Source organism: Nonomuraea insulae (assembly GCF_042656245.1).
Genome location: NZ_JBHSPA010000094.1, coordinates 56,710 through 78,281 on the forward strand (window position 1 = coordinate 56,710; position 21,572 = coordinate 78,281).

Below are 21,572 nucleotides of genomic sequence, written 5' to 3' on the forward strand. Positions count from 1 at the left end.
ATGGACCGAGACACCGCCCTGAAGCGGATAAAGGGACAAGTCGGCAAGGGACGCCCCATCATTGGGGCGGGGGCCGGAACGGGGCTGTCCGCCAAGAGCGCCGAGGACGGCGGCGCAGATCTCATCATCATTTACAACTCGGGCCGCTATCGAATGGCCGGACGCGGCTCCCTCGCGGGGCTCATGCCGTACGGCGACGCGAACGCGATCGTCGTGAACATGGCCGCGGAAGTGCTGACCATCGTCAAGGACACACCGGTGCTCGCCGGCGTGTGCGGCACTGATCCGTTCCGCAGCATGCCGCGGTTCCTCGACGAGATCGCCGCCATCGGGTTCACCGGGGTGCAGAACTTTCCGACGGTCGGCCTCATTGACGGGGTCTTCCGGCAGAACCTCGAAGAGACCGGCATGTCGTTCGACATGGAAGTCGAGATGATCCGCGCCGCCGCTGACCGGGGCCTGCTCACCTGCCCGTACGTCTTTGACGAAAGCCAGGCGGCGAGCATGGCGGCGGCCGGTGCCGACATTGTCGTGGCGCACATGGGACTCACGACATCGGGCACGATCGGTGCGCGGACCGCGATCGGCGTGGACGCGGCGATCGAGCGCGTCCAGGCCATCCGAGACGCGGCGGTGGCGGAGCGCGATGACGTTATCGTCCTCTGCCACGGCGGCCCGATCGCCGTGCGCGACGACGTCGCGAAGGTCCTGGCCCATACCCACGGTGTGGCCGGCTTCTTCGGCGCGTCGAGCGTCGAGCGGCTGCCCACCGAGACCGCGATCTCCGCGGCCGTGCGCGAGCTCAAGTCGATCGAGGTCGCATGAGCGGGCGCGCTCAGTTGACAGTGCTCAACGCGATGGCGGCCCGTGACTTCGACCAGGCGCTCGCCACCATCGCGAGCTGGCGTCTCAAATGGGTTGACCTGTGGGGATTCATCTACGGCGAGAGCGTCGACGCGCTGAGCCCGGGTACGGCGGCGCGGATCGCCACGGCGCTGGCGGACAGGGGCCTTGGCGCGTACTGTCTGTCGTCCCGAATCTTCGACGACACCGTGGAACAGGACCCGCAGGCGTTTCGCGAGAAGCACCTGCGGACCCTGCGCACGACGCTCGCCGCCGCCGCGACGGTGCGGCCGAAGTACGTCCGCCTCATAGCCGGATCGATGGCCGGCGCGGCCGCTATGGAGAACTGCGTCGCCGTCCTGAAGGAGCGCAGCCCCTGGGTCAGGGACGTCTATCGCGAGGCGGTCGACCTGATCCTCGAGGCCGGGTTCACCCCAACCCTTGAGAACGAACACAGCGACTGTTTCCTGTCCACCCCGGAGGAGTTCCGCGACTTCTTCGACTGGCTCGACGCGCCCCCGGAGTTCCGGCTCACGTGGGATATCGGGAACTCCTGGCAGATGGGCTCCTACCCGACGGTCGAGATGTACGAGGCGCTCCGCCCGCTGCTGGGCTACGTCCATGTGAAGGGCGGCCAGGCCGCACCCGAAGAGCCCGCGCGGGCGCACTGGAACGTCGGTCTCGACGCGACCAGCTGGCCGGTGCGCGAGATCATCAGCGCCGTCGTCGCCGGCGGAAAGTCGCCGGTCATCTGCCTTAACCCGGCGCACGGCGAGTGGAAGCCGGATTACGACTACGGAGACGGTCGAGTCGCGGACACCCCGTTCAGTCAGCGCGACCTCGCCCCGGTCACGGCGCGCGACATCGCGTTCCTGCGGGCGAACGTAGAAGGGATCGAGCAGTGAGTTATCAGCGAGCTTTCGAAGATCGGGTCAGGGTCGGCATCGTCGGTGTCGGGGATCACGCGTACCGCAATTTGCTGCCGTTGCTCACGTTCCTGCCGGTCGACCTCGTCGCCATCGCCGACACCGACGCCGAGTTGGGTGCGCGGACGGCACAGCAGTACGGGCGGGTCCCGCATTACGAGACCGCGACGACGATGTACGAGAACGAGGAACTCGACGCCGTCCTGATCTGCGTCTCGCCCAGGTTGCACCCCCAGCTGACCCTGGAGGCGCTCGACGCCGGCCTGCACGTGTGGATGGAGAAGCCGGCATCGATCACCGTGCGCGGGGTCGACGACATGATCCGCGCTCGCGCCGGCCGGGTAGTGGTCGTTGGCTACAAGAAAGCGTTCATGCCGGCCACGGCCAAGGTGGTGGAGCTTGCCGAGAGCAGTGCCCTGGGCGATGTCCGGTCGATCTCCGCAACCTACCCGCTGGTCATCCCGCACGGCGATCGGGCGCTGATCGAACGCGGCGAGCCGAGCATGTGGCTGGCCAACGGGTGCCATCCGACGGCGTTCGCGCTCGCCGTAGCCGGTGCCGCGCAGAGCGTGGTCGTCCACCGGGGCCGGGAGGGCGCCAACGTCGTGGTCATCCGGCACACGAGTGGTGCGCTCACCAGCATCCACTCGGCACTGGGGATCTCGCCTGCCCACCCATTCGAGCGCTACACGGTGTACGGCATGCACGGCGCCGTTGAGGTCGAGAACGGCAGGCGAGTCGTATTCTGGCGGGCTACCGCGTTCAACTACTCCACGACCAGCAACTTCGCCCCGCCCGGCTTGGATTCGGCCGCGCTGGTCTGGGAGCCGCAGGACAGCCTGGGGACGCTCGAGACGAAAGCCGAGTTCACCCAGGGAATGCACGGCGAGCTGGCCTATTTCCTGGACTGCGTCCGCACCGGCACGGAGCCCACGATGGGGAACCTCGAATTCGCCCGTCAGCTTGCCGGCATATACGAGGCCGGAATCCTCTCCGACGGCGACGAGGTCGCACTGGAGGACCTGAACTGATGGCAGACAACCCGATGGCAGTCAACATTGACAGCCGGCTTGGCCGCAGCGCGGACCACGTCATCGTACCCATGCCGTGGGGACGCCTAGAGTGGCGTGTCTCGGCTGAGATCGGCAACTCGGCCACAATGACGGTCGGCACGTGCTTCATCGATGTCGGCATGGCGAACGGGCGGCATTTCCACCCGAACTGCGACGAGGTGCTCACCGTCGTACGCGGACAGATCGTCCACAGTTGGAACGGTGAGGAACGAGTCATGAACGTCGGTGACGTCATCTCGATTCCCCAGGGTGTGGTGCACAACGCCCGGAACACGGGGGACACCGTCGCCGAACTGGCCATCTGTTTCTCCAGCGCCTACCGCACGACATGCGACGAACCGGCCCAGGGCAGCCTCGCGACGTCCGCCAACTCCCCGAACGGGGAGGACCACGATGGCCAAGCTGACCTCTGAGCAGCAGCTCAAGCAGACGAGGCGATCAGCACTCGGCGGCTTTCTCGGTACGGCCCTGGAATACCTCGACTTCACGATGTACGGCATCGTCGCCTCCGTGGTGCTCGGCCGGGTGTTCTTTCCAGGAGCTGACACCTTCGCCGCGCAGGCGGGCGCGATGGCGACCTTCGGGGCCGCCTACATCGCCCGGCCGATCGGCGCGCTTATCCTCGGGCACCTCGGCGACCGGGTGGGGCGGCAGAAGATACTGCTCTTTACGATCGTCCTGATGGGTACGGCGACGTTCCTGATCGGCTGCCTGCCCAGCTATCAGTCGATTGGCACCTTCGCCCCGATCGCGCTGGTGGTTCTCCGCCTGGCTCAGGGCTTCTCCGCGGCCGGCGAGCAGGCAGGCTCGAGCACCCTGACGATGGAGCACGCCCCGCCCAGGAAGCGGACGTTCTATGTCAGCTTCACCAACGCCGGCACCATTCTCGGAAACCTTCTCGGACAGGTGGCCTTCATACCGGTGCTGGCGCTTCCTGAGCAGGACCTGCTCGCGTGGGGCTGGCGCCTGCCCTTCCTGATCAGCGCGGTCGGCATGGCCATTGTCATCTACATCCGCAGAGGGCTGCACGACGCCGAGGTGTTCGAAGCGGTCAAGGGAGAGAAACGGCGGTCCATGCCGCTTCCCGAGCTGTTCCGCGGCAACTGGAAGAACCTGATCCGGGTCGTGCTCTGCTGCCTTATGGCCGCCCCGGCGTCGATCGCCGGCGTGTTCGGTCTCTCGTACTCCACGCAAGTCATCGGTCTCGACGCGGGAGTCCTGGTGGCTCTCGGGACGATCAGCCAGGCGATCGGTCTGGTGTCGATTCCCCTCTGGGGCCTGCTGGCCGACCGGATCGGCCGCAGGCCGGTGTTCATCGGTGGCGTGCTCATCGCGGGCGTGATGTTGTTCGTCAAGTTCCACTTCGCGGTGGAGAAGAACCTCTTCATGCTCACGGTCGCGCAATGCCTCTTCACGATCTTCCTCATGGCCGGTCAAGCCATGCAGCTGTCGATCTACACGGAGATGTTCGAGACGAAGGTGCGCTTCTCCGGGGTCGCCGTGGGCACACAGTTCGGGTACCTGCTGGCCGGATTCGCACCCACGCTGTCCTACGCCATCCTCCAGCCCGGGCCGACCGGATGGCTGCCCGTGGCGATCTTTGGAGCGCTGTGCTGCCTGGTGGCCTCGGCAGCGGCATTCAGCGCGCGGGAGACGCGCGGCGCGAGCCTCGAGCGCCTGGAAAGGGAGGTGATGGAACAAACGTCTGCAAGCGATGCCAAAACGTGAGCGCAGGCGGTTGTGCTGACCCTCAGTGAGCAGCAGTATCAGCAGCGCGACGGCGCGCGCGATCAGCCGGGACCGGAGTCTCCCCGCAGAACTGATCGTCCGCTGTCGCGCGGCTCGGGACGCAGAACGCGATAATCCGCGCTGGCCAGGGCGGCGGTGAACACGTCGAAGTCCGCACCGCTTTCGGCGGGATGGCAGGATCACCGCGACGGATCCGGTGCCGTCGACGGGGATGCGATCGACACCCCACCGATGGTGACGATTCCGCTGTGCCGGGTCACGATTCCTCTCTTCACACGGTGCGCGGGTGCAGTTCGACGCGCAGCAGCGCGGCGTTGCGGACGATCTCATCGGGTGGGGCTGTGGTACCGCCGTCTGTGGTCACGTAGATCACCCGGCCGTGGTCGCCGGGGCAGCGACTCCAAGCGGCGCTGGACGGTCCGACCAGGACCTCGTCGAACGGGTCGCCCGCGAGGTGGCGGACCTCGCTGCCGTGCCGTGGCAGCAGTGGCACCCGGTCAAGCGTGTTGGCGCGATGCCGGGTGACATAAGCGAATCCGGCGTCCTCATCGACGCAGAAATCGTCGGCGTTGTCGATCGCGGCGACGAACTCGGCGCCGCCGACCGGGGCGAGCGTGACCAGGTCGATCGGGACACGCATGAACACCTTCTGCGCGGTCGAGGTGTAGTAGAGGTGTCCGGTCCGCGCGCCGTAGTGGACGCCGTTGACGCCCGGCTGCGGCGGCGGCGCGACCTCACTGTCCGGGTCGTCGGCCATGGTGTCGTGGGCCAGCCAGACCTGGGCCGTCGCGCTCCGCGCGTCCGTGCCCAGGTCAACCCGCCAGATCAACCCGGCGAAGCAGTCGGCGATGGCTATCACTCCCGGGCCGAGCAGGCAACTTCCGTTGAGGGCCCGGACCCGGTCGTCGAAGGTGAAGATGACCTCCGGGGACACTGGCTCACCAGGTGTCCAGCCGTTGAGGTCGATCCGCACCAGATGCGATTCGTGGGTGGTGTAACCCTCGGTCAGGTTGACGACGAAGACATCGGGCTCGGCTTCGACGATGCCGGTGATCGGGTGGTCGAAACGGTGCACCAGAATCGGGCTGACCATCGAATCCGATGGTGCGTCCGGCACAATCCAGAGTTCCTTCTGGAGTACCGCCGTGATCAGCACTGAACCGTCGGCACGGACGGCAAGGTTCTCCAGGAAGTACTTTTCCGGGAAATACGCGACCGGGATCATGGTGACTTCCGGGATCGGGGTCATCGGCATGACAATCGTCCGTTTCTTGAATGTGGTTACTGCTTCAGGCCGACTGCGTTCGAGGGCACATCGAGGGCGGCAAGTGTCAGCGAGACACTGGTGAACCAGCCCATCAGCACGGTGACCTCGATGATGCCCTCCACTCCGATCGTCTCCTTGGCTTGGTGGTACCCGCGTTCCGCAGATGTGTAGCGAGGAAAGCACCCAGATATGCGGTCTGAGCTGTGGAAACGCTTGCGGGCACGCTGATGCGGCGTGTCACTGGGCATGAGCGTTGTGCCTGGTCAGGCGTCTGCGGCGGGAACGGCTCCGACGATCTTCTTCGGGGTCTCGGGATGTCGAGTTCGGCCAGGATGTCGCAATGGGGCTTGGTCGGCTCGGCGCGCTGACGGAAAGTGCCTGTCGGGCCGGTGAAGGTGGCGACCGTCAGGAGGTCGAACTCGGTGCGGATGCGGTTCCAGGTGGCGCCGGTGCTGGTCTCGATGATGCGGATCAACAGCGTTGACCTTCAGGATCTCGGCGACGTCCTGGTAGCGGCCTTGGCGGGACAGGGCGGCCTCGGCCGAGCCCGAGCGCAGGCGTTCACGGATGATGTAGTGGTGGTCGCCTTGGCGCAGGTGGTGTCGAAGAACAGCAGGTCGACTTCGAGGTTGAGCAGGGTGGCGACCTGGTCGAACATCTTGCGTTCGACGGAGTCTTGGACCTGGTGCAGCCAGTCCATCGCCCGGTAGCAGGCACCGTCGCTGCAGGCGGGCAGGCCGTCGACCCGCCTGGACGCCCACCTGGAGCGGTGCGCACTGGCCGCCAACACCGTCAAGGCCTACCGCCGCCAGGCCCGCGCCTACCTCGCCTGGCTCGCCGAACCCGCCCGCGCGGCCGAGCAGGCCGACGCCTTCCTCGACCACATCGGCGCCGAGACGGCCGTCGCCGCCTGGCGCCGCGCCCTCCTGCAGGGCGGCGCCGCCCCCGCCACCGTTAACCAGGCCCTGGCCGCCGTCGCCCTGCTGTACGGGCTCGGTGCCAGCATGCGCATCATCACATACAAGACCGCCCGCGTCCCCAGCCCGGGCGCGCCCAAGGCGCTGACCCGCCCACAGGAGAACGCGCTACGCCGAACCGCCGATCGCCGCGGTGCACGAGACTCCGCCATCATCTTTACCCTGCTCGGCACCGGCGCCCGCGCAGAGGAATGCGCCCGGTTGCGTGTCGACGACATCGCCATCACCCCGCGCAACGGCGTCGCCCGCCTGTTCGGCAAGGGCGACAAGCCCTTGGCAGCGTGGCTCCAACGAGAACACCAACGGCCTGCTGCGCCAGTACTTCCCCAATGGCACCGATCTGTCAGTCCACACACGCGAGTACCTCGACGCCGTCGCCGCCGAGCTGAACGCCCGGCCACGAAAGACGCTCGACTGGGACACCCCGGCTGAACGCCTCGCGCAGCTTCTTGGCGACCTACGCCTGACCTAGAAGTGGTGAGGCTGGAGCGTCTGTTCCTGGCGGCCGGGATACGGCCAGAAAGAGGCCACCCCTTGATCACGCGTTCGTGTTGCACGACGATGCCAAGGACGCCCCTCACGGGCAGCGACCACGAGACCACGGATACGGCTTGTCCCTCATCTAAGCGGGACATGGCGCAGGACGGAGCGGGAGCATGCCCAACATGCAGGACATTCTGGACTACGAACTGATGATCGGTCCCACCTTCCACGGAGCGGCGATCTTCAACACTGACGGCGAGCTCTATGCCATCAGCCAGCCGACTCGTTTCCGTATCGCCCCCGAGGAGATCAGCACAGTCATCAGCGCCTACAGCGACCCGTCCGACGTGCAGGCCAACGGCTTCCAAGTCGCTGGCCACAAGTACGATTACTCCCCTCATTCCGACCGCACGCTGAAGGGCAGGAGTCGCGACCACAGGCCCGGTCCCGACCAGGAGCGTGCCGGAGTCATTTGTGTGAAGAGCAAGCAGGTCCAAGACGACCAGGTCATCGCCATCGGGAGGTACCGGGTGGGTATCAACCCACACGCGGCCCTCATGGAGGTCGAGGACATGGTCGATGGCATCAACCAACTCGCTTGGTTCATGCCAGGCCCCCTCTAATCTGGTCCCCTCGCGCCCGTCGAGCGGGTGATGCACCACCCAGCCACCCATAGAGCCGCCCCCGCTAGACCCGGCCCGCGTCTCCGGCCCACACACGCAACCAGGCTCCCCGCCCGACACATCGTGCTCGACCAGGTCCCCCGACCGGGTGTACGTGCGCCTCGCTCACGGCAGCACAAAAGATGCTCGACTGGGATACCCCAGCCGAGTATCTCGCTATGCTGCTCGAAACTAGTAATTGATCATTGTGTTGTGACGACCCCTTGAATTCGCCGAGGGCGAGTGGGGCGGTTTCGCACGGGGGTGTGCTGACCGTCGCGGATAAGACCTGGGACGTAGCGGTCGCCGGGCCAACTCGATCGACCAGTTGGCCGTTCAGCCGTGCGGAGCCGCTTGGTCCAACCCCTGAGGCGACTGCCAAGTGTTGATCAAGCCATGTCGGGGAAGCTCTAGCCTGCATGATTTGAGTGAGCGAACGGTTCACAGTGACACCATGCTGACCTGCCCGCCCGAACCGATGGCGCATGTTCCCTCGTCTCGTCCTGACGGCGGCTGCCCTCGCCTTCGTGCCGACGTCTGCCACGATCGGCGCGTAGTCCTCCTGGGGCAGGCATGACGACGCCTGACAGAGTCTGGTTACCGTCTCAGCCGGCCGCCGCCGCGTCACCGTGCGAGATCCCCAACAATGACGAACGAGTTGTTCTCGTCGCATACGCCACCAATGGCGATGTACAGGTTGGGCCTCCCAGCAGCCGAGCGCACAGACGGAAAGCCCCTTGGCCAGCGCGGCAGGACAGGGAAGGACGCGAACGCCGCATGCTCGCACACCTCGCCGCATCGTCTAAGGCGGTGCACTCAACCACTTTCCATGCCGATCGGAGGTATCGCGATGCGTCATCTGTTGACCATGTGCCTGGTTGCCGCGCTGCTCAACATGTCCGCCGTTCCTGCACACGCTCTGGCAGTGCGCTGGACGGACGGCGTCTCCGTGGGCAGAGCCACCGTCTTTGACGATCTTAAAAGCGTCAAGGTCTGCGACTGGAAACGCGGCGACCACTGGATCGTAGCCCTCGCTTTCGACACTCTGGTCCTCGGCAGATGGAACGAGGACTACCGACTGGTCCCGCGGGCCGGCCAGTGCGTCAGCCGGACAATGCACTTCAGCAAGCTGAGCAGCCACATCCGGCATGCGCGCCTGTGCCTGTCCTACGACGAGTGGAAGACCTCACAATGCCGACCCGCGGCATCCTTCCCTGAATCCGATCGGTAGGGCCCGGTGCAGGCAGCCTTGGTGCGATCCCCGCCCCACCACTACTTGAAGTTCTTTAGGGCGTCCGGACCCTGCTGACACGACACTCCCGCGCGGCGTCCGTAGAGGATCCCTATCCGGACGGATCGTCTGCGGTGAGGAACAGGATCGATCCGGCAGGGACGTCACGATCGCCTCGGAACACAGCGCCACGAGATCCTTGGGTGGCCCGAAGCCCGCGCTGATCCGCCGTCGGGCACTCAGCGCCTGGTCTCGTACCTGGTCAGCATCACGCTGTCGGGGAACGTCCGGGTCTCCATCAGGGTCAGGTTCACCCAGTTGTCCAGGGCCGTAAAGAACGGCGTGCCGCCGCCCACCAGGACCGGATGGGTGACGATCGCGTACTCGTCGATCAGCCCGGCCCGCATGGCCGATGCGGCAAGTGTGGCGCCGCAGATGTCCATGGGGCCACCGTCCTCGGCCTTGAGCCTGGTGATCTCGGTGACCGCGTCGCCGGTGACCAGACGGGTGTTCCAGTCGACCGTGCTGGTCGTCGAGGAGAACACCACCTTCGGCATGTCCCGCCAGCGGCCGGCGTACTCGATCGCCGCCGGTGTGGCACCCGACTGCTTGTCGGCGGTCGGCCAGTGGGAGCTCATCGTCTCCCACAGCTTGCGCCCGTACAGCGCCAGGCCCGTCGCGCCCACCCGGTCGGACCACCACTGGAACAGCTCGTCGCTCGGCACGCTCCAGCCGAGGTCGCCGCCGGGCGCGGCGATGTAGCCGTCCAGGCTCATGTTCATGCCGAAGGTCAGTTTCCGCATGGCGTCAGCCCCCTGTGAGTCGGTACTCGGCGTACAGACCAGCACGGCGCGCAAAGCTCATCGGTCAGGCCACACCGAGGGCCAGTTGACCACCACACCAAGCAGATGCTCCGTACGGAAGGACCGCCGGTCAGACCTCGATGGCCAGCAGCGAGCGCACATCGCGCACTGCTGAGCGGTCTCGCTGATCCATCGGCACGGCCCTCAGCACCAGCCTCGCCGTGTGTTTGATCATGTTCGTGCGGTGCTCCTCGGGAAGAGAACCGAGTACCTCCGCAGCGCCCTTCATCCCCTGGTCGACACCCCCGCGCACGACGGTGCACATCGCGAGCATCAGACGCGCGTTCGTCGGGTACTGGTAATCGTCTTGCGACAACCGTTCCCGTGCCTCGTTGGCCTTCTTCTCTTCGCCGACTGCAGCGTACACGCAGGTCTCCGCGTACGGCAGACGCTGGGTACCCCAGTAGGCGGGCATGATGCTTACCGGAAGCCGACCGGTTCCCAAGGTGTCTCGCGCTTCGTCTAGAAGCCTCGTCGCCTCAGCGTGACGCTCCACCAGACTCAGGGCTTTGGCTCGCGTGATCTTCATCAGGGCAGCACCGTATGAGTGCGATGCCTGCTCCACGATTCCTTGAGCGGCATCCAGCAGGCGCACGACAGTTTCGGTGTCCCGCTGCCCGCTGCCGCCCGCGATGAGCGGCGGATAGCAACCGAGTCAACCCGGATAACAGATAGACCAAACGTAAGGCCACGAACACTTACCGTGCCAGAGGGACATACGTCTCGCAGCCCAATCACGAACGAAAGTCAGACAAAGCTGCAGATCAGACCCGCTGACAGAGTATTCGGCACCGGCAGGCGGTCTGACACGCACGCAGTTCGTGAGCGATGAGGTCCGGGATCGGGTATCAGTGCTTGTGTTCGAGCGCCGCCAGCCGTTCAGCTACTTTGTCGCCGATGGTGACGAGCATCGCCATCTCTGTCGCAGTGAGATGATCGATGAGCACGTCGCGGACGTCGGCCACGTGCTGCGGAGCGGCGACCTTGATCAGGTCGCTGCCCCGGGGAGTGATGGCGACCACCGCCCCCCGTTGGTCGGTGAGGCACCGCTCGCGGGACACCAGGCCGCGATTTTGCATCCGGCCCAGGTGCTGCGACAGGCGGCTCTTCTCCCAGCGCAACAGCTGGCCGAGTTCGAACGACCTCAGCCGCCCTTCGGGCGCCTCGGAGAGATGGGCCAGGACCTGGTAGTCGGCGCCGGACAGCCCGCACCGGTTGCGCAGTTGCCGCTCGATGAACTCCGACAGCCCGTCCTGCATCTTCATCAGGCTGCGCCAGGCCTGCTGTTCTCGTTCGTCCAACCAGCGCGGCTCGGTCATGCACGTCACTTTACCGTCTGGTTGACATGGTAACCAAGTGCGACATACATTCTGGTTCACACGTTAACCAAATGGGGCGTCGATGACACAGCCGTTGACAACGACGGGTGGGCATGGCGTCCCATCCAGCTTCAGAAAGCAGGCACACCCATGAGCAGCGTCAGCATCATCGGCACCGGGAACATGGCCGGCGCCCTGGCCGCACGCGCGCTCGCCGGCGGCAACTCCGTCGAGATCGTCGGCCGCGACCCGGCCAAGGCCAAGGAAATGGCCGCGACGCTCGGCGGCGGGGCCACGATCGGGGCGTTCGGCGCCGTCCCGGCCGGCGGCATCGTCGTCCTGGCCGTGCCATACGCCGGCGCCGTGCCGGTCGTCGCCCGGTACGGGGATGCACTGGCCGGCAAGGTCATCATCGACATCTCCAACACCTTCAACGCCGACGCCACCGGGCTCCTCATCCCCGAAGGCACGTCCGGTGCGCAGGAGATCGCCAAGGCAGTCCCGGCGAGCGCGCACGTCGTGAAGGCGTTCAACACGGTCTTCGGCCACGTGCTGGCCCAGGGGCGTCCGTTGGACGTGTTCTTCGCCGGAGACGACGCGCGGGCCAAGGCGAACGTGTCGGCGTTCATCGAGAGCCTCGGGCTGCGCCCGCTCGACGTCGGCGGCCTGGAGATGGCCCGCTGGCTGGAAGGGGTCGGGCCGCTGCTGATGGGCCTGGCCCGCAACGGCGCGGGGACCTTCGACCTCGCCCTCGGCGTCGACCTGCCCGGCTGAGCGTACCCCTGCTAGTAGCCCGCGGCGCTCCCGCCGCGGATGGTCACGAAGGAGTCATCGTGCGTCTGATATGGCAGCTCCTGGCGGTTGTGGCGGTCTGGATCCTCGGCAATCTGGGCACCGCGGCGGTGAAGGACAACCCCTGGCCGGCGCTCGTCGCCGGCCTGCTGACGGCCGTCGCCGCGGTCCTGGTCTACGGCTGGGTGGTGCGGCGCACCGAGCACCGGGCCCCCGTCGAGGTGTCGCTGAAGGGAGCAGGCGCGGGGATCAGCTGGGGCACGCTGCTCGGCATCGCGCTGTTCGGGGCGGTCATCGCGAACATCGCCTTCTTAGGCGACTACACGATCAACGGCCTGGGCACGCCGGCGAGCGCCGTCGGCCTGCTCGGCGTCATGGCGGGTGCCGCCGTGACCGAGGAGTTGGTCTTCCGCGGTGTCCTGTTCCGCAACGTCGAGCACTGGACCGGAACCTGGATCGCGCTCGTGCTGACCGGCTCGCTGTTCGGCCTGATCCACCTGCTCAACGCGAACGCCACCCTGTGGGGCGCCATCGCCATCGCCATCGAGGCAGGCGGGATGCTGACCGCCGCGTACATCGCCACCCGCAAGCTGTGGGCGCCGATCGGGCTGCACTTCGGCTGGAACATCGCCGCGAGCGCCATCTTCAGCACCAAGGTATCCGGCAGCAACACCCCGCAGGGCCTGCTGGACGCGACGATGTCGGGCCCCGCGCCGGTCACGGGCGGCGACTTCGGACCGGAGGGCAGTGTGTACGCCGTGCTGTTCGGCGTGGTGGCCACCGCCGTGTTCATGTGGCTGGCACACCGGCGTGGTCGCGTGGTCCCCGTCCGTCGCTCGGCCCGGGCGGACGTGGCCGCCAGGCCCGCCAGGTGATCGGCGGGTCCTGGACCGGTGCCAGCAGATCGACGTCACGGTCCCGGAGTGCCGCTCGCGTTGGAGCCGGCGGTCGCATCGTTCGTGCCGGCGTTCCACAGGCTGGGGACGGAGGTCGGCACGCTTCCGACCCGTCCCTTCGACTGGGTGCCTGTGACAACACGATCTGTTATCACTCGATCGAGAATTATGTTGCACGCAAAGTCCGCTTCCGTTCAGAAGGGAACCTCGTGAGCTACCTGCCAAATGGGGCGATCGTCCTACCGGCCGGCGAGGGCCGGCCGATCCCCGGCGACGGCCTGCTAATCCCCAACTTGGTTGGCAAGGTCACCGCCGACCAGGGCTCAGGCTCCATCGCCGCGATGGAGGGGACGGCGGAGCCCGGCTTCGGGCCCCCTATTCATATCCATCACAGCAGCGAGGAGCTTTTCTATGTCCTCCAGGGCCAGATGGACTTCCAGATCGGCGACCAGCGGGTAAGCGCCACGCCTGGCACGCTCGTCATGGTGCCGCGCGGAACGGCCCACGCGCCCCGGGTGGTCGGACGCGAGCGGGCCAGGTTCCTGGTCATGTTCGCGCCCGCCGGCCCGGACGGGCTGTTCTACGAGATCGCCGCACTCGCTCAGGAAAATGGCGGGGCCATCAATGACAATGACTCGCGCATCGAGGCGCTTACGGCCAAGTACGATACCGAGCATGTCGGGCCCCCGCTGCAGTAAATGAACGAGAGCACCCCACCCAAAATCAACGAGCCTTGACCTCGATGACTCACGGGGTGGCCGTCCCTCCTGATCGGTTTCAGCTGGTGGGGTTTTGTGCCCGATCGTCCCGTTCGCTGTGAGCGGGTGGCACGGCGACCTGCCCGAGACGCTCGGGCGGACGGCGTTCCACGGCCGCGATGAAACCGGGTTACTCCTCTCGGGATCGGCGGGATACGTTCACGCTGGCCAGGTGGGCGCCGGCAAGGCGCTCAGGCGCTGCCAGCAGGTCAGGAAGGCGTTCTTCCAGGGCCAGGTGGAGCTGATCTTCAGGGTCCGTCGGCGGGCATGGGAGATCAGCCGTGCAGGCAGGTGCCAGAGGCAGTAACGCAGGGTCTGCGGCTCTGCCCGGGCGAGCTCGCGGTCATCGTGCAGCCCCAGGAGCCGGGTCCAGGCATCGAGATCGGCGGCAAGGTTGCAGGCGAGCACCCAGCCGACGTTGACGTTCCACGTCTTGGACGGCAGGTTGCGCAGGCCCATCGACTTGTTGGTGCGTACCCGGTCTTCGACCTCGGCGTGATCACGGTGGGCGGCGTCGATGCTCCCCGCGCACGCGGAGATGGTCCTGGGAAGGTGACAGTCGTCGTGGACGGGGCGTCGTGCTCTCCGCGCACGCGGGGATGGCCCCTGGCCGCAGGGAACGGACATCGCGCCTGCGGCTAATTCAGGCCCGGACCAGCGCCGGACGACCGCCGTGTTTGTCCCTCCCGCGGGCCTGTACCGCTTCAAAACTCGTACATGTGGTCTGAACTGGCGTTTCTTCGGGTCGGCTAGGCAGCTCGGTGATACTCGTTGATCGCTCCGCTGAGCACCTTTCGGCGCTGAATCCGGCCTTCCAGCGGCACCACAACGTGCTCGTCTTGATCGGGTGGGCGTTGTTGGCGGGACTGGTGCGGGCGGTGCGCGTTGTCATGCTCGGCGTACTCCTCCAGGACCGATCGAAGGTGGCGTTCGTCGTAGATCAGCATCCGATCAGTGCATTCGGCCCGGACGGTGCGCACCCAGCGCTCGGCGTAGCAGTTGGCTCGGGGCGTCCGCGGCGGCGTCTTCATCACCGTGACACTCTCCCCGGCGAAGACCTCATCGAAGACGGCGGTGAACTTGGCGTCCCGATCACGGATGAGGAACCGAAACGAGCCGGCCCTCCACCCGAGGCGCATGAGCAGATTGCGGGCCTGCTGGGCCGTCCACGCGCCAGTGAGGTTGGCGGTCACGCCCAGGACGTGCACGCGCCGCGTCGCCACCTCCATCACGAACAACACGTACAGGCGTTTCAAGAAAATTGTGTCGACGTGGAGGAAGGCGCCAGCCGATGCGCCCGCAGCACCGCAGGCAGGAAGCGTGCCAAGGCCGCCAGGAGCGCCCGATCGGCCCAGTCCGGCTTCGGGCGGGCGAGTTGACGCTTCAACACGGCTACCTCATGGCGGAGCACCATGATCTCGACGTCCTTGGACGCCTGACCACGTCCCAGCAACACCAGCCGGCCGAACACCCGAACCATGATCAGCTACAGCAGACGAGCCGACACAAGCCGCGATCTTGCCCGTAGCGCTACTGAAGGTCAACACCGCAGATCAAGCACCCTGCGATGCGTTATGAAGCAGTACAGGCACCCAGTATGACTGGGATTCGCCACAGATCCTCGGCCTGGCAACGCTGGCGGTGGCAGGGTTCGTCGCCTTCGTCATCGTCCAGCGCCGCACGGTCGAGCCGATCATGCCGCTGCGGGTCTTCAAGAGCCTCAACTTCTCCTTGTCCGGCGCGATCGCCTTCATCTCGGGCTTCGCCATGTTCGGCGCGATAGGTTTCCTGCCGCAGTTTCAGCAGTTCGTCCAGGGCGCCTCGGCCACCAACAGCGGCCTGCTGCTCATGCCGATGATGATCGCCGCAATGGTCGTCAGCCTGGGCGGCGGCGCGCTGATCAGCAAAACGCGCAGAGCGTGGCCGCCTCCGCCACCTCGATGACCCCCAAGCACTGCGAGCCCTGCCCGAAGCAGCCCAGCACCTCTTCCACCGACGGCATCACCGCCCTGTTCACCTGGGGCGCGGCTGTAACCGCCGTGGCATCGTCCTGGCCCTCTTCATCCGCCAGGTCCCGCTGCGCAGCGCCGCCACACCAGCCGCCAGCCCCGATGCCAAGCCAGTCGCCGTCAGCAGGTGAGGGCATCGCATTCGGAGCAGATCGCCATGACAACACTGACCTCCCGTGGCAGAACTCCTCGACGCCACGGGACGACGTCTCACGCCGAAAGCAGCGTCGCAGCTATCGGGGCGGGAGCCACCCGAAACGGCGACGACGTGCCGTCCTCCACGAGTCCCGCAGTAGCAAAGCGCGCAACCTGGACAGTGACCCCTTAACGTCGACTCCGCACTTCTACGACGCACAGGCAAGATGACCTACGAGCTGCGGCGCCTGCGCCTCAACGGGCTGATCCGCCGCCTTCCCCGCTCCAACCGCTACGTGCTCACCGACGACGGGGTGCGCATCGCCGTCTTCTACACCAAGACCTACAACCGGTTACTCGTCCCGCTCGCCGCAGCCGATCAACCCCAAGCGCCACCCGAACTCCGAGCGGCGCTCAAGACCATCACCCGGCACGTCGACGACTACGCCGCCCAAGCTCGACTTCTCCGGGCGTCGTGAAACTTGACACAAACCTACAGAAACCCGCGACCAAAGATCACTAGGCGCGTATAGGGAGCATGTGCTGGAAGTATTCCGGCGCTCGCTACGCTCCTTGCCAGTCCAGCCATTCGTGGTGACCGGTTGGTCTGCCGGTCGCAGTGGAAGGGACGAGTCAGAGAGTGGGTGCTGTGCGGGTGGCCGACACGCGGTTGTTGATCAGCGCCCGCGCGGACTACAACCTCTACACGCCCTTGATGCCGGCACTGGAGCAGATGCCGTCGTACGAGCGCCAGCCTCGACCTGGACAGCAGCCCCTTCTACATGCCCAGATCTCCACGCTATAGGGGCAGCTCACTTGTGATGCCTCGGTGATATCCAACCGATAGGCACGTTTCCAGAACTGGCGCCCCACGTGTTCGTACCAATTCGATGGGATCCAGATGAGGCCAACCGATGCATCAACTGGGGCTCCCGCCTCGGGCCAGATCACCTCCGATTCCTCAGCGCGACGCACGGTCTACGGGAAGGAACCAAGAGGCATTGGCGTCTCCGAAGACGCCCACGCCGCCACGCTGGACATCACGACCACGCCGCTCCGCGTCAATGCCGCCCGCCTCCTCACCGCGTTGCGCGATCTTGCCCGGTTCGGTGCCGATCCGAACGGTGGCATCACTCGGCTGGGGCTGAGCACCCAGGAGGCTCAAGCCCGGGAGTTCCTCAAGAGCCTGGGCGCCAGGGCCGGACTGACCACCGAGATCGACCCGGCCGGCAACCTGCTGATTCGACGCCCGAACGCCGATCCTGACCTGCCCGTTCTGATGTTCGGTTCACATGTCGACACCGTCCGGCAGGGCGGCTGGCTCGACGGCGCATACGGTGTAGTCGCTGCTGTGGAAGCGTTAACCGTTCTGGTCGAGGCCGGGATCGCAATCAACCGCTTCGAGCCGGTAGCCGTTGGCTTTGCCAACGAGGAAGGCGCCCTTGTTCAATATCCCTTCTGGGGATCGCGCGCGATTGCCGGCTTGCTCGATGCGGACTCCGAGAAGGCCACCGACCGCGAGGGCCGTCCCGCGCGGGACTATCTCCTGTCCATAGGGGGCGATCCTGCGCGCCTGGCCGAGGCGGCCTGGCCGGCCGGCCGCATCGCGGCCTTCCTCGAGTTGCACATCGAGCAGGGGCCGGTACTGGAGCAGCTCGGCTTGGACATCGGCGTGGTCGATGGCATCGTCGGCCGCACCATCTTCGCCTGCGAGGTCAGCGGTGAACAGCAGCACGCGGGCACCACTCCCATGCCACAGCGCCGTGACGCACTGGTCAGCGCAGCGCAACTGGTGACGAAGGTAGAGAGCCTCGCCACCGAACTTGGTGCTTGCTCGACGGCGACTGTCGGGTTCATGGACGTGCTTCCCAACACCGTCAACACGATTCCAGGCGTTGTCCACATCAACGCCGAGATTCGTGACACGGACCCAGCCCGTATCTGGCTCGGAGAGCGGCTGTTAGCCTCGATGACCGAGCATGTGGCTCAGGCGTCCGGAGTTGAGATCAATCTGCGAGTTGGCGACCGTTCGACGCCTGTGCTCACGGACACCGGGCTCCAGACCGTCATAGTGAACGCGACGGAGGCCCTCGACCTTTCCTGGCAGGCCATGCCCAGTGGAGCCGGCCACGACGCACAGATCATCGCCGCCCTCGCTCCTATTGGCATGATCTTCGTACCCAGCAAGGGGGGTGTCAGCCACTCGCCCGGTGAGGACACCGACGCACAGGCCCTGGTGTCCGGGGCTGACGTGCTCGTCACGACGCTGGCCGCGCTGCTCGGCGGCCGCTCAGTGGAGCGGTTCAACACCCTTGCTTCTGGTGCGGCCCGCAGCGTGCTGATCAGCTGTCACGGCCACGACGGACAGTGGATAGATCGTGTGCTCTCACACCGCCCCTACTGGACCGTCCAGTCGCTGATGGCAGCTGTCCATGAGGGGATCGTGGGGCAAGCCAGACGCCAGCCCTCGGCGTCGGCCCCTGAATCGGAGCACGAACCGACCCGGGAGGAACTGGCCCGGATCGCCTGCCGCCAGTTGGAAGGGTGGCTGGTCAGGTGAAGCGCTGCGGCCACGTGGTTGGTCACGACTAGTCAATCTCCTGATGCACGGGGTGAGTTATGGTACGAGCACCGGCGAACGGCGGCTTTCCGCAGGTCCTTCGCCTGCAAAGGCTCCGCTGCGGCCTTACCCAACTCCAGTTGGCAGCTCTGTCCACGGTCAGCGTACGGGCGATTCGCGATGTGGAGAGCGGTAGGGTCGCATCCCCACGCCGGACCACCGTGGATCTCCTCGCAGGGGCGCTGCAACTGACCGGACAAGTCCGGGTTGCTTTCTGCCGGGCCGCCCAAGCCGAAAGCTCCTATCTCGACAGAATGGTCACCGACAGCATGAGGTCCGATACGTTCACACGGGCGACGGACGATCTCGTGGGACGAGACCACGAGTTGGACACCATTGCGGGGTTGCTGGTGAGAGCGCCGCGCCAGCGGCTGCTGACGGTCACCGGCATCAGCGGCGTCGGCAAGTCACGGCTGGCTTTGGAAGCCGGTCGGCGCGTGCTCGCCGAATTCGACATCCCCATGTTGTGGGTTCCTGTCTCCGATACCCGAAACGATCGCACGGCGAAAGGCCCCATGCCCGCTCTGTTGAGGGCCATGGCCACACTCATCACCGGCCGAGCGGACACGAGCGACGAACTGGCTGCGATCATCGGCACCGCACCTATGATCGTCTTCTTGGACGGCCTCGACGACGTCCCAGTTCCCGCACCGCCGCTGCTGCGGCTGCTCATGGAATGCCCGCAGCTGACAGTGGTGGCGACGGCCCGCATGCCCTTGGACATCCCAGGAGAGTGTGTCCTCCCCCTTGCTCCACTGGCGGTACCCGAACCGTGCCAGGAACGAGACCTCGACTCACTGGTCCGAGTTCCGTCTGTCGGGCTGCTGCTGCGGCAGGTGGCTCCGATGCAGCCGGACTTCCGGCTGAATCTGGCCAACGCCTCCATGGTCGCCGGGCTTTGCCGGATACTGGACGGGTTACCGGCAGCTCTTGGTCTGGCGGCCTCTCAGTGCCTCACGGAACCGCTGCCCAACCTGTACGAGCAGTTGATCAACGACCCGCGCAATCTGCACGCCCTCATCTCCGGCCACTCCGAGCCGATGCTCTATTCCGCGGTCATACGCAGCATCGAGACCCTGCCGAAGGGGCATCGGACGCTGCTCAACAGGCTCATGGAGATCGACGGTCGCTGGACGGTCAACGACGCGATCGGAGCGACCGGCCTGCCAAGGCCCGAACTTACGCGGTCGCTGCATGTCCTGCTCACGCGCGGCCTGCTACGCCGCGTCGAGCAGCAGGGCAACTACTTCATCTCGATGCTCAATATCGTGCGCCACGCGTGCGCAGAATGAGTGGGCCCCGCAACAGTGAACGATCATTCCACCACCTGCTCGCCGCCCCCGCTCCTCGGACTTTGGAGCTGAGTCAAGATATGTCTTGACCGGCCACCAAACGCGGAGAGGGCGCGACAGGAGGCATGACGGCATACACACAACAAAGCCAGAGAAGTCAGGTGCTGGGTGTCGTCGTCTTCGCGCCGTCGGGTGACGTTCCGCCTGCCCCAATGCGAGCCACCCGCGGCAGACCGAAATAGGCGAGCACCGCAGCGAGGATGTAGAAGCCCGCCTGGATGTTCAACACGACGACGGTGTCAATGTACCCGCTGATCAGACCGGCGAGCAGCATGCCGAGCGCCTGGCAGCCACCGAATACCGTGAGAAAGGCCGCCATGACACGCCCCAGGTATTCGTTGGGAAGGGCTTGCTGGAGAAATGCGAGCAGGCCCACGGAATTGGCGATCCCCGGAATTCCGATCGCGATGAACAAGAGGACATATAACGTCGTGGCATGAGTGAGGTATGAAGCATTCCAGGTCAGGAGGGAGAGCAGACCGATCGACAACGCTCCGCCGGCGATGAGACCGCGCTGGCTGACTCGCGCGCCCACCCAAGCGATGGCGAAACCGCCGATGACGCCGCCGATGGCCTGCACGCCACGCAGCACCCCGATCTCAGTACTGTCACCGTCCAGGACCCCGTCGACGAAGATGATGAACAGCACCAGGAACATCCCCTGGGCGATCGAAGCGGCCGCCGCGCTCAGCAGGGTGTTGCGGATGTCGCGTCTGCCAACGATGAGCACCATGCCTTCCCACCAGGCACGTAGCACTGTCAGCTGCTCGGCTGCGGACCCGTCCCCGGTCTTGGCGGGGAACCGGGCAAGGGCGACAGCCAAGGCCGAAAGCAGATAGGTCGTCGAATCAGCCATCACCACCGTCGTCAGGCTGCCCGAGACAACGGCCAGGCCACCGAGGGAACTGCCGATAAGGCGAGCGACATTGGTGCTCAGCCCGATGAGACTGTTGGCTGTTACCAGCTTCTCCGCCGGGACCAGGGTCGGCAGCGCCGCGCTCTTGGCCGGTTCGAAGATCTGGGCCAGCAACGACTGAAGCGGTGCGATCAGGTACACGACCCACATCTGGTCGATGTGATGTACGGCCAGCAGCGGCAGCAGCAGCACACCCTGTGCGGCCGCGACCACCACCATGGTGAGCTTCCGGTTCCACCGGTCCACCAAAACGCCGGCCAGTGAGCCGAAGACGACAGCCGGAACCAGTTCCAGGATGAAGACGGTCGCCATGATGAGCTCGGAGTTCGTCAGCATATAGACGTATACCGGCAGCCCGACAAGAAGCAGCCAGTCGCCGATTTCCGAGATAAGCCCAGCAAACCACACGAGGGTGAAATCGCGTCGGCGAAGCACGTCTAACACAGGTCACGCTCCTCAGTCGGGGTCGGCCACGGCGAAAGTCAGGCTACCTAGACGGCGCGCCTGCTGCGTAATCGCATCGCCCGCTGACAGAGCGAAGGAAGAGGAATTCATGGCTATCAGCCTGGTGGCCTCCCGTCAAGCAGGACGAGGGCCACGAATTCTGCCATTAATCGGAATTGCCGTCGGCAGATCCAGCGGCAGCTCGGCTGCGGATTGCCCGCGCCTCATTGATCGACATCTCACCGCGCTTCACATTG

The 21,572-nt window shown here is 65.8% G+C and carries 23 protein-coding genes and 3 pseudogenes; 16 read left to right on the top strand and 10 right to left on the bottom strand.

Annotated elements, in window-relative coordinates:
* The 5 genes from ACFPZ3_RS57380 to ACFPZ3_RS57400 are packed head-to-tail and all read left to right on the top strand — an operon-like array spanning position 1 to position 4,570.
* Positions 1–825, top strand: coding sequence for a phosphoenolpyruvate hydrolase family protein (locus ACFPZ3_RS57380; RefSeq protein ID WP_379522908.1), 825 nt, complete (start codon positions 1–3; stop codon positions 823–825).
* Entirely contained in the window at positions 822–1,748 is a 927-nt protein-coding gene (locus tag ACFPZ3_RS57385) for a sugar phosphate isomerase/epimerase family protein (RefSeq protein WP_379522909.1), read from the top strand. Before ACFPZ3_RS57380 ends, ACFPZ3_RS57385 begins: the two co-directional genes overlap by 4 nt.
* The gene (locus tag ACFPZ3_RS57390) at positions 1,745–2,800 is read left to right on the top strand and encodes a Gfo/Idh/MocA family protein (RefSeq protein WP_379522910.1); all 1,056 of its coding nucleotides are present in this window, start codon (positions 1,745–1,747) and stop codon (positions 2,798–2,800) included. Before ACFPZ3_RS57385 ends, ACFPZ3_RS57390 begins: the two co-directional genes overlap by 4 nt.
* On the top strand, positions 2,800–3,255 hold the full coding sequence (locus ACFPZ3_RS57395; RefSeq protein ID WP_379522911.1) for a cupin domain-containing protein: 456 nt from the start codon (positions 2,800–2,802) through the stop codon (positions 3,253–3,255). The genes ACFPZ3_RS57390 and ACFPZ3_RS57395 overlap by 1 nt, the downstream gene beginning before the upstream one ends.
* Positions 3,236–4,570: an MFS transporter gene (locus tag ACFPZ3_RS57400; RefSeq protein ID WP_379522912.1), complete on the top strand. Its 1,335-nt coding sequence runs from the start codon at positions 3,236–3,238 to the stop codon at positions 4,568–4,570. Before ACFPZ3_RS57395 ends, ACFPZ3_RS57400 begins: the two co-directional genes overlap by 20 nt.
* Before the next feature lie 292 nt (positions 4,571–4,862).
* On the opposite strand, the gene ACFPZ3_RS57405 is transcribed toward ACFPZ3_RS57400, so the two are convergent.
* The 3 genes and pseudogenes from ACFPZ3_RS57405 to ACFPZ3_RS57410 form a co-directional block, all read right to left on the bottom strand.
* On the bottom strand, positions 4,863–5,840 hold the full coding sequence (locus ACFPZ3_RS57405; RefSeq protein ID WP_379522913.1) for a hypothetical protein: 978 nt from the start codon (positions 5,838–5,840) through the stop codon (positions 4,863–4,865).
* Positions 5,841–6,121: 281 nt separating this feature from the next.
* Positions 6,122–6,336 (bottom strand): annotated as a pseudogene (locus ACFPZ3_RS70370) (IS1634 family transposase); the annotation flags it as partial.
* A gap of 9 nt (positions 6,337–6,345) precedes the next feature.
* Positions 6,346–6,648 carry a hypothetical protein gene (locus ACFPZ3_RS57410; RefSeq protein ID WP_379522914.1) on the bottom strand — a complete coding sequence of 101 codons (303 nt, stop codon included), beginning with the start codon at positions 6,646–6,648 and terminating at the stop codon, positions 6,346–6,348.
* Between ACFPZ3_RS57410 and ACFPZ3_RS57415 the strand changes: the two are divergent.
* From ACFPZ3_RS57415 to ACFPZ3_RS57430, 4 genes and pseudogenes are all read left to right on the top strand, one after another.
* Positions 6,635–6,787, top strand: a pseudogene (locus tag ACFPZ3_RS57415) (hypothetical protein); the annotation flags it as partial. The gene ACFPZ3_RS57410 and the pseudogene ACFPZ3_RS57415 overlap by 14 nt on opposite strands.
* A gap of 316 nt (positions 6,788–7,103) precedes the next feature.
* A pseudogene (locus tag ACFPZ3_RS57420) lies at positions 7,104–7,307 on the top strand (transposase); the annotation flags it as partial.
* Between the two features lie 184 nt (positions 7,308–7,491).
* Entirely contained in the window at positions 7,492–7,941 is a 450-nt protein-coding gene (locus ACFPZ3_RS57425) for a profilin (RefSeq protein ID WP_379522915.1), read from the top strand.
* A gap of 889 nt (positions 7,942–8,830) precedes the next feature.
* Positions 8,831–9,211 carry a hypothetical protein gene (locus ACFPZ3_RS57430; RefSeq protein WP_379522916.1) on the top strand — a complete coding sequence of 127 codons (381 nt, stop codon included), beginning with the start codon at positions 8,831–8,833 and terminating at the stop codon, positions 9,209–9,211.
* Positions 9,212–9,450: 239 nt separating this feature from the next.
* Here the strand turns inward: ACFPZ3_RS57430 and ACFPZ3_RS57435 are convergent, their stop codons facing one another.
* The 3 genes from ACFPZ3_RS57435 to ACFPZ3_RS57445 form a co-directional block, all read right to left on the bottom strand.
* A complete protein-coding gene (locus tag ACFPZ3_RS57435; RefSeq protein WP_379522917.1) occupies positions 9,451–10,014 on the bottom strand; it encodes a dihydrofolate reductase family protein in 564 nt (187 codons plus the stop codon).
* A 130-nt stretch (positions 10,015–10,144) separates the two neighbouring features.
* Positions 10,145–10,669, bottom strand: a complete 525-nt coding sequence (locus ACFPZ3_RS57440) for a hypothetical protein (RefSeq protein WP_379522918.1) — start codon at positions 10,667–10,669, stop codon at positions 10,145–10,147.
* Between the two features lie 253 nt (positions 10,670–10,922).
* Entirely contained in the window at positions 10,923–11,393 is a 471-nt protein-coding gene (locus tag ACFPZ3_RS57445; protein WP_379522919.1) for a MarR family winged helix-turn-helix transcriptional regulator, read from the bottom strand.
* A 150-nt stretch (positions 11,394–11,543) separates the two neighbouring features.
* Between ACFPZ3_RS57445 and ACFPZ3_RS57450 the strand changes: the two genes are divergently transcribed.
* The 3 genes from ACFPZ3_RS57450 to ACFPZ3_RS57460 all read left to right on the top strand — a co-directional run bounded on the left by ACFPZ3_RS57450 (position 11,544) and on the right by ACFPZ3_RS57460 (position 13,779).
* A complete protein-coding gene (locus ACFPZ3_RS57450; RefSeq protein WP_379522920.1) occupies positions 11,544–12,167 on the top strand; it encodes an NADPH-dependent F420 reductase in 624 nt (207 codons plus the stop codon).
* Positions 12,168–12,226: 59 nt separating this feature from the next.
* A complete protein-coding gene (locus tag ACFPZ3_RS57455; RefSeq protein WP_379522921.1) occupies positions 12,227–13,060 on the top strand; it encodes a CPBP family intramembrane glutamic endopeptidase in 834 nt (277 codons plus the stop codon).
* Between the two features lie 230 nt (positions 13,061–13,290).
* Positions 13,291–13,779 (top strand): cupin domain-containing protein, encoded by a 489-nt coding sequence (locus tag ACFPZ3_RS57460; RefSeq protein ID WP_379522922.1) that lies wholly within the window; start codon positions 13,291–13,293, stop codon positions 13,777–13,779.
* A 219-nt stretch (positions 13,780–13,998) separates the two neighbouring features.
* Here ACFPZ3_RS57460 and ACFPZ3_RS57465 read toward each other — a convergent pair whose 3' ends face one another.
* The 3 genes from ACFPZ3_RS57465 to ACFPZ3_RS57475 form a co-directional block, all read right to left on the bottom strand.
* Positions 13,999–14,466 (bottom strand): transposase, encoded by a 468-nt coding sequence (locus ACFPZ3_RS57465; RefSeq protein ID WP_379522923.1) that lies wholly within the window; start codon positions 14,464–14,466, stop codon positions 13,999–14,001.
* Between the two features lie 122 nt (positions 14,467–14,588).
* The gene (locus ACFPZ3_RS57470; protein WP_379522924.1) at positions 14,589–15,095 is read right to left on the bottom strand and encodes an integrase core domain-containing protein; all 507 of its coding nucleotides are present in this window, start codon (positions 15,093–15,095) and stop codon (positions 14,589–14,591) included.
* Positions 15,092–15,310 carry a hypothetical protein gene (locus ACFPZ3_RS57475; RefSeq protein ID WP_379522925.1) on the bottom strand — a complete coding sequence of 73 codons (219 nt, stop codon included), beginning with the start codon at positions 15,308–15,310 and terminating at the stop codon, positions 15,092–15,094. Before ACFPZ3_RS57475 ends, ACFPZ3_RS57470 begins: the two co-directional genes overlap by 4 nt.
* Positions 15,311–15,480: 170 nt before the next feature.
* Between ACFPZ3_RS57475 and ACFPZ3_RS57480 the strand changes: the two genes are divergently transcribed.
* The 4 genes from ACFPZ3_RS57480 to ACFPZ3_RS57495 all read left to right on the top strand — a co-directional run bounded on the left by ACFPZ3_RS57480 (position 15,481) and on the right by ACFPZ3_RS57495 (position 19,895).
* The gene (locus tag ACFPZ3_RS57480; protein ID WP_379522926.1) at positions 15,481–15,783 is read left to right on the top strand and encodes a hypothetical protein; all 303 of its coding nucleotides are present in this window, start codon (positions 15,481–15,483) and stop codon (positions 15,781–15,783) included.
* 427 nt (positions 15,784–16,210) lie between these two features.
* Positions 16,211–16,462 carry a hypothetical protein gene (locus ACFPZ3_RS57485; protein WP_379522927.1) on the top strand — a complete coding sequence of 84 codons (252 nt, stop codon included), beginning with the start codon at positions 16,211–16,213 and terminating at the stop codon, positions 16,460–16,462.
* Positions 16,463–16,884: 422 nt separating this feature from the next.
* Positions 16,885–18,543 carry a Zn-dependent hydrolase gene (locus ACFPZ3_RS57490; RefSeq protein ID WP_379522928.1) on the top strand — a complete coding sequence of 553 codons (1,659 nt, stop codon included), beginning with the start codon at positions 16,885–16,887 and terminating at the stop codon, positions 18,541–18,543.
* A 59-nt stretch (positions 18,544–18,602) separates the two neighbouring features.
* Entirely contained in the window at positions 18,603–19,895 is a 1,293-nt protein-coding gene (locus ACFPZ3_RS57495; RefSeq protein ID WP_379522929.1) for an AAA family ATPase, read from the top strand.
* A gap of 157 nt (positions 19,896–20,052) precedes the next feature.
* Here the strand turns inward: ACFPZ3_RS57495 and ACFPZ3_RS57500 are convergent, their stop codons facing one another.
* Complete coding sequence (locus ACFPZ3_RS57500; RefSeq protein WP_379522930.1) at positions 20,053–21,315, bottom strand: MFS transporter; 1,263 nt, start codon at positions 21,313–21,315, stop codon at positions 20,053–20,055.
* Positions 21,316–21,572 lie beyond the last annotated feature (257 nt).

Coding starts and splice junctions, on each gene's coding strand:
- ACFPZ3_RS57380 (WP_379522908.1), top strand. CDS start 1: ATGGACCGAGACACCGCCCTGAAGCGGATAAAGGGACAAGTCGGCAAG.
- ACFPZ3_RS57385 (WP_379522909.1), top strand. CDS start 822: ATGAGCGGGCGCGCTCAGTTGACAGTGCTCAACGCGATGGCGGCCCGT.
- ACFPZ3_RS57395 (WP_379522911.1), top strand. CDS start 2,800: ATGGCAGACAACCCGATGGCAGTCAACATTGACAGCCGGCTTGGCCGC.
- ACFPZ3_RS57400 (WP_379522912.1), top strand. CDS start 3,236: ATGGCCAAGCTGACCTCTGAGCAGCAGCTCAAGCAGACGAGGCGATCA.
- ACFPZ3_RS57405 (WP_379522913.1), bottom strand. CDS start 5,840: ATGACCCCGATCCCGGAAGTCACCATGATCCCGGTCGCGTATTTCCCG.
- ACFPZ3_RS57425 (WP_379522915.1), top strand. CDS start 7,492: ATGCCCAACATGCAGGACATTCTGGACTACGAACTGATGATCGGTCCC.
- ACFPZ3_RS57430 (WP_379522916.1), top strand. CDS start 8,831: ATGCGTCATCTGTTGACCATGTGCCTGGTTGCCGCGCTGCTCAACATG.
- ACFPZ3_RS57435 (WP_379522917.1), bottom strand. CDS start 10,014: ATGCGGAAACTGACCTTCGGCATGAACATGAGCCTGGACGGCTACATC.
- ACFPZ3_RS57445 (WP_379522919.1), bottom strand. CDS start 11,393: ATGACCGAGCCGCGCTGGTTGGACGAACGAGAACAGCAGGCCTGGCGC.
- ACFPZ3_RS57450 (WP_379522920.1), top strand. CDS start 11,544: ATGAGCAGCGTCAGCATCATCGGCACCGGGAACATGGCCGGCGCCCTG.
- ACFPZ3_RS57465 (WP_379522923.1), bottom strand. CDS start 14,466: ATGTCCGTTCCCTGCGGCCAGGGGCCATCCCCGCGTGCGCGGAGAGCA.
- ACFPZ3_RS57485 (WP_379522927.1), top strand. CDS start 16,211: ATGACCTACGAGCTGCGGCGCCTGCGCCTCAACGGGCTGATCCGCCGC.
- ACFPZ3_RS57490 (WP_379522928.1), top strand. CDS start 16,885: ATGAGGCCAACCGATGCATCAACTGGGGCTCCCGCCTCGGGCCAGATC.
- ACFPZ3_RS57495 (WP_379522929.1), top strand. CDS start 18,603: ATGGTACGAGCACCGGCGAACGGCGGCTTTCCGCAGGTCCTTCGCCTG.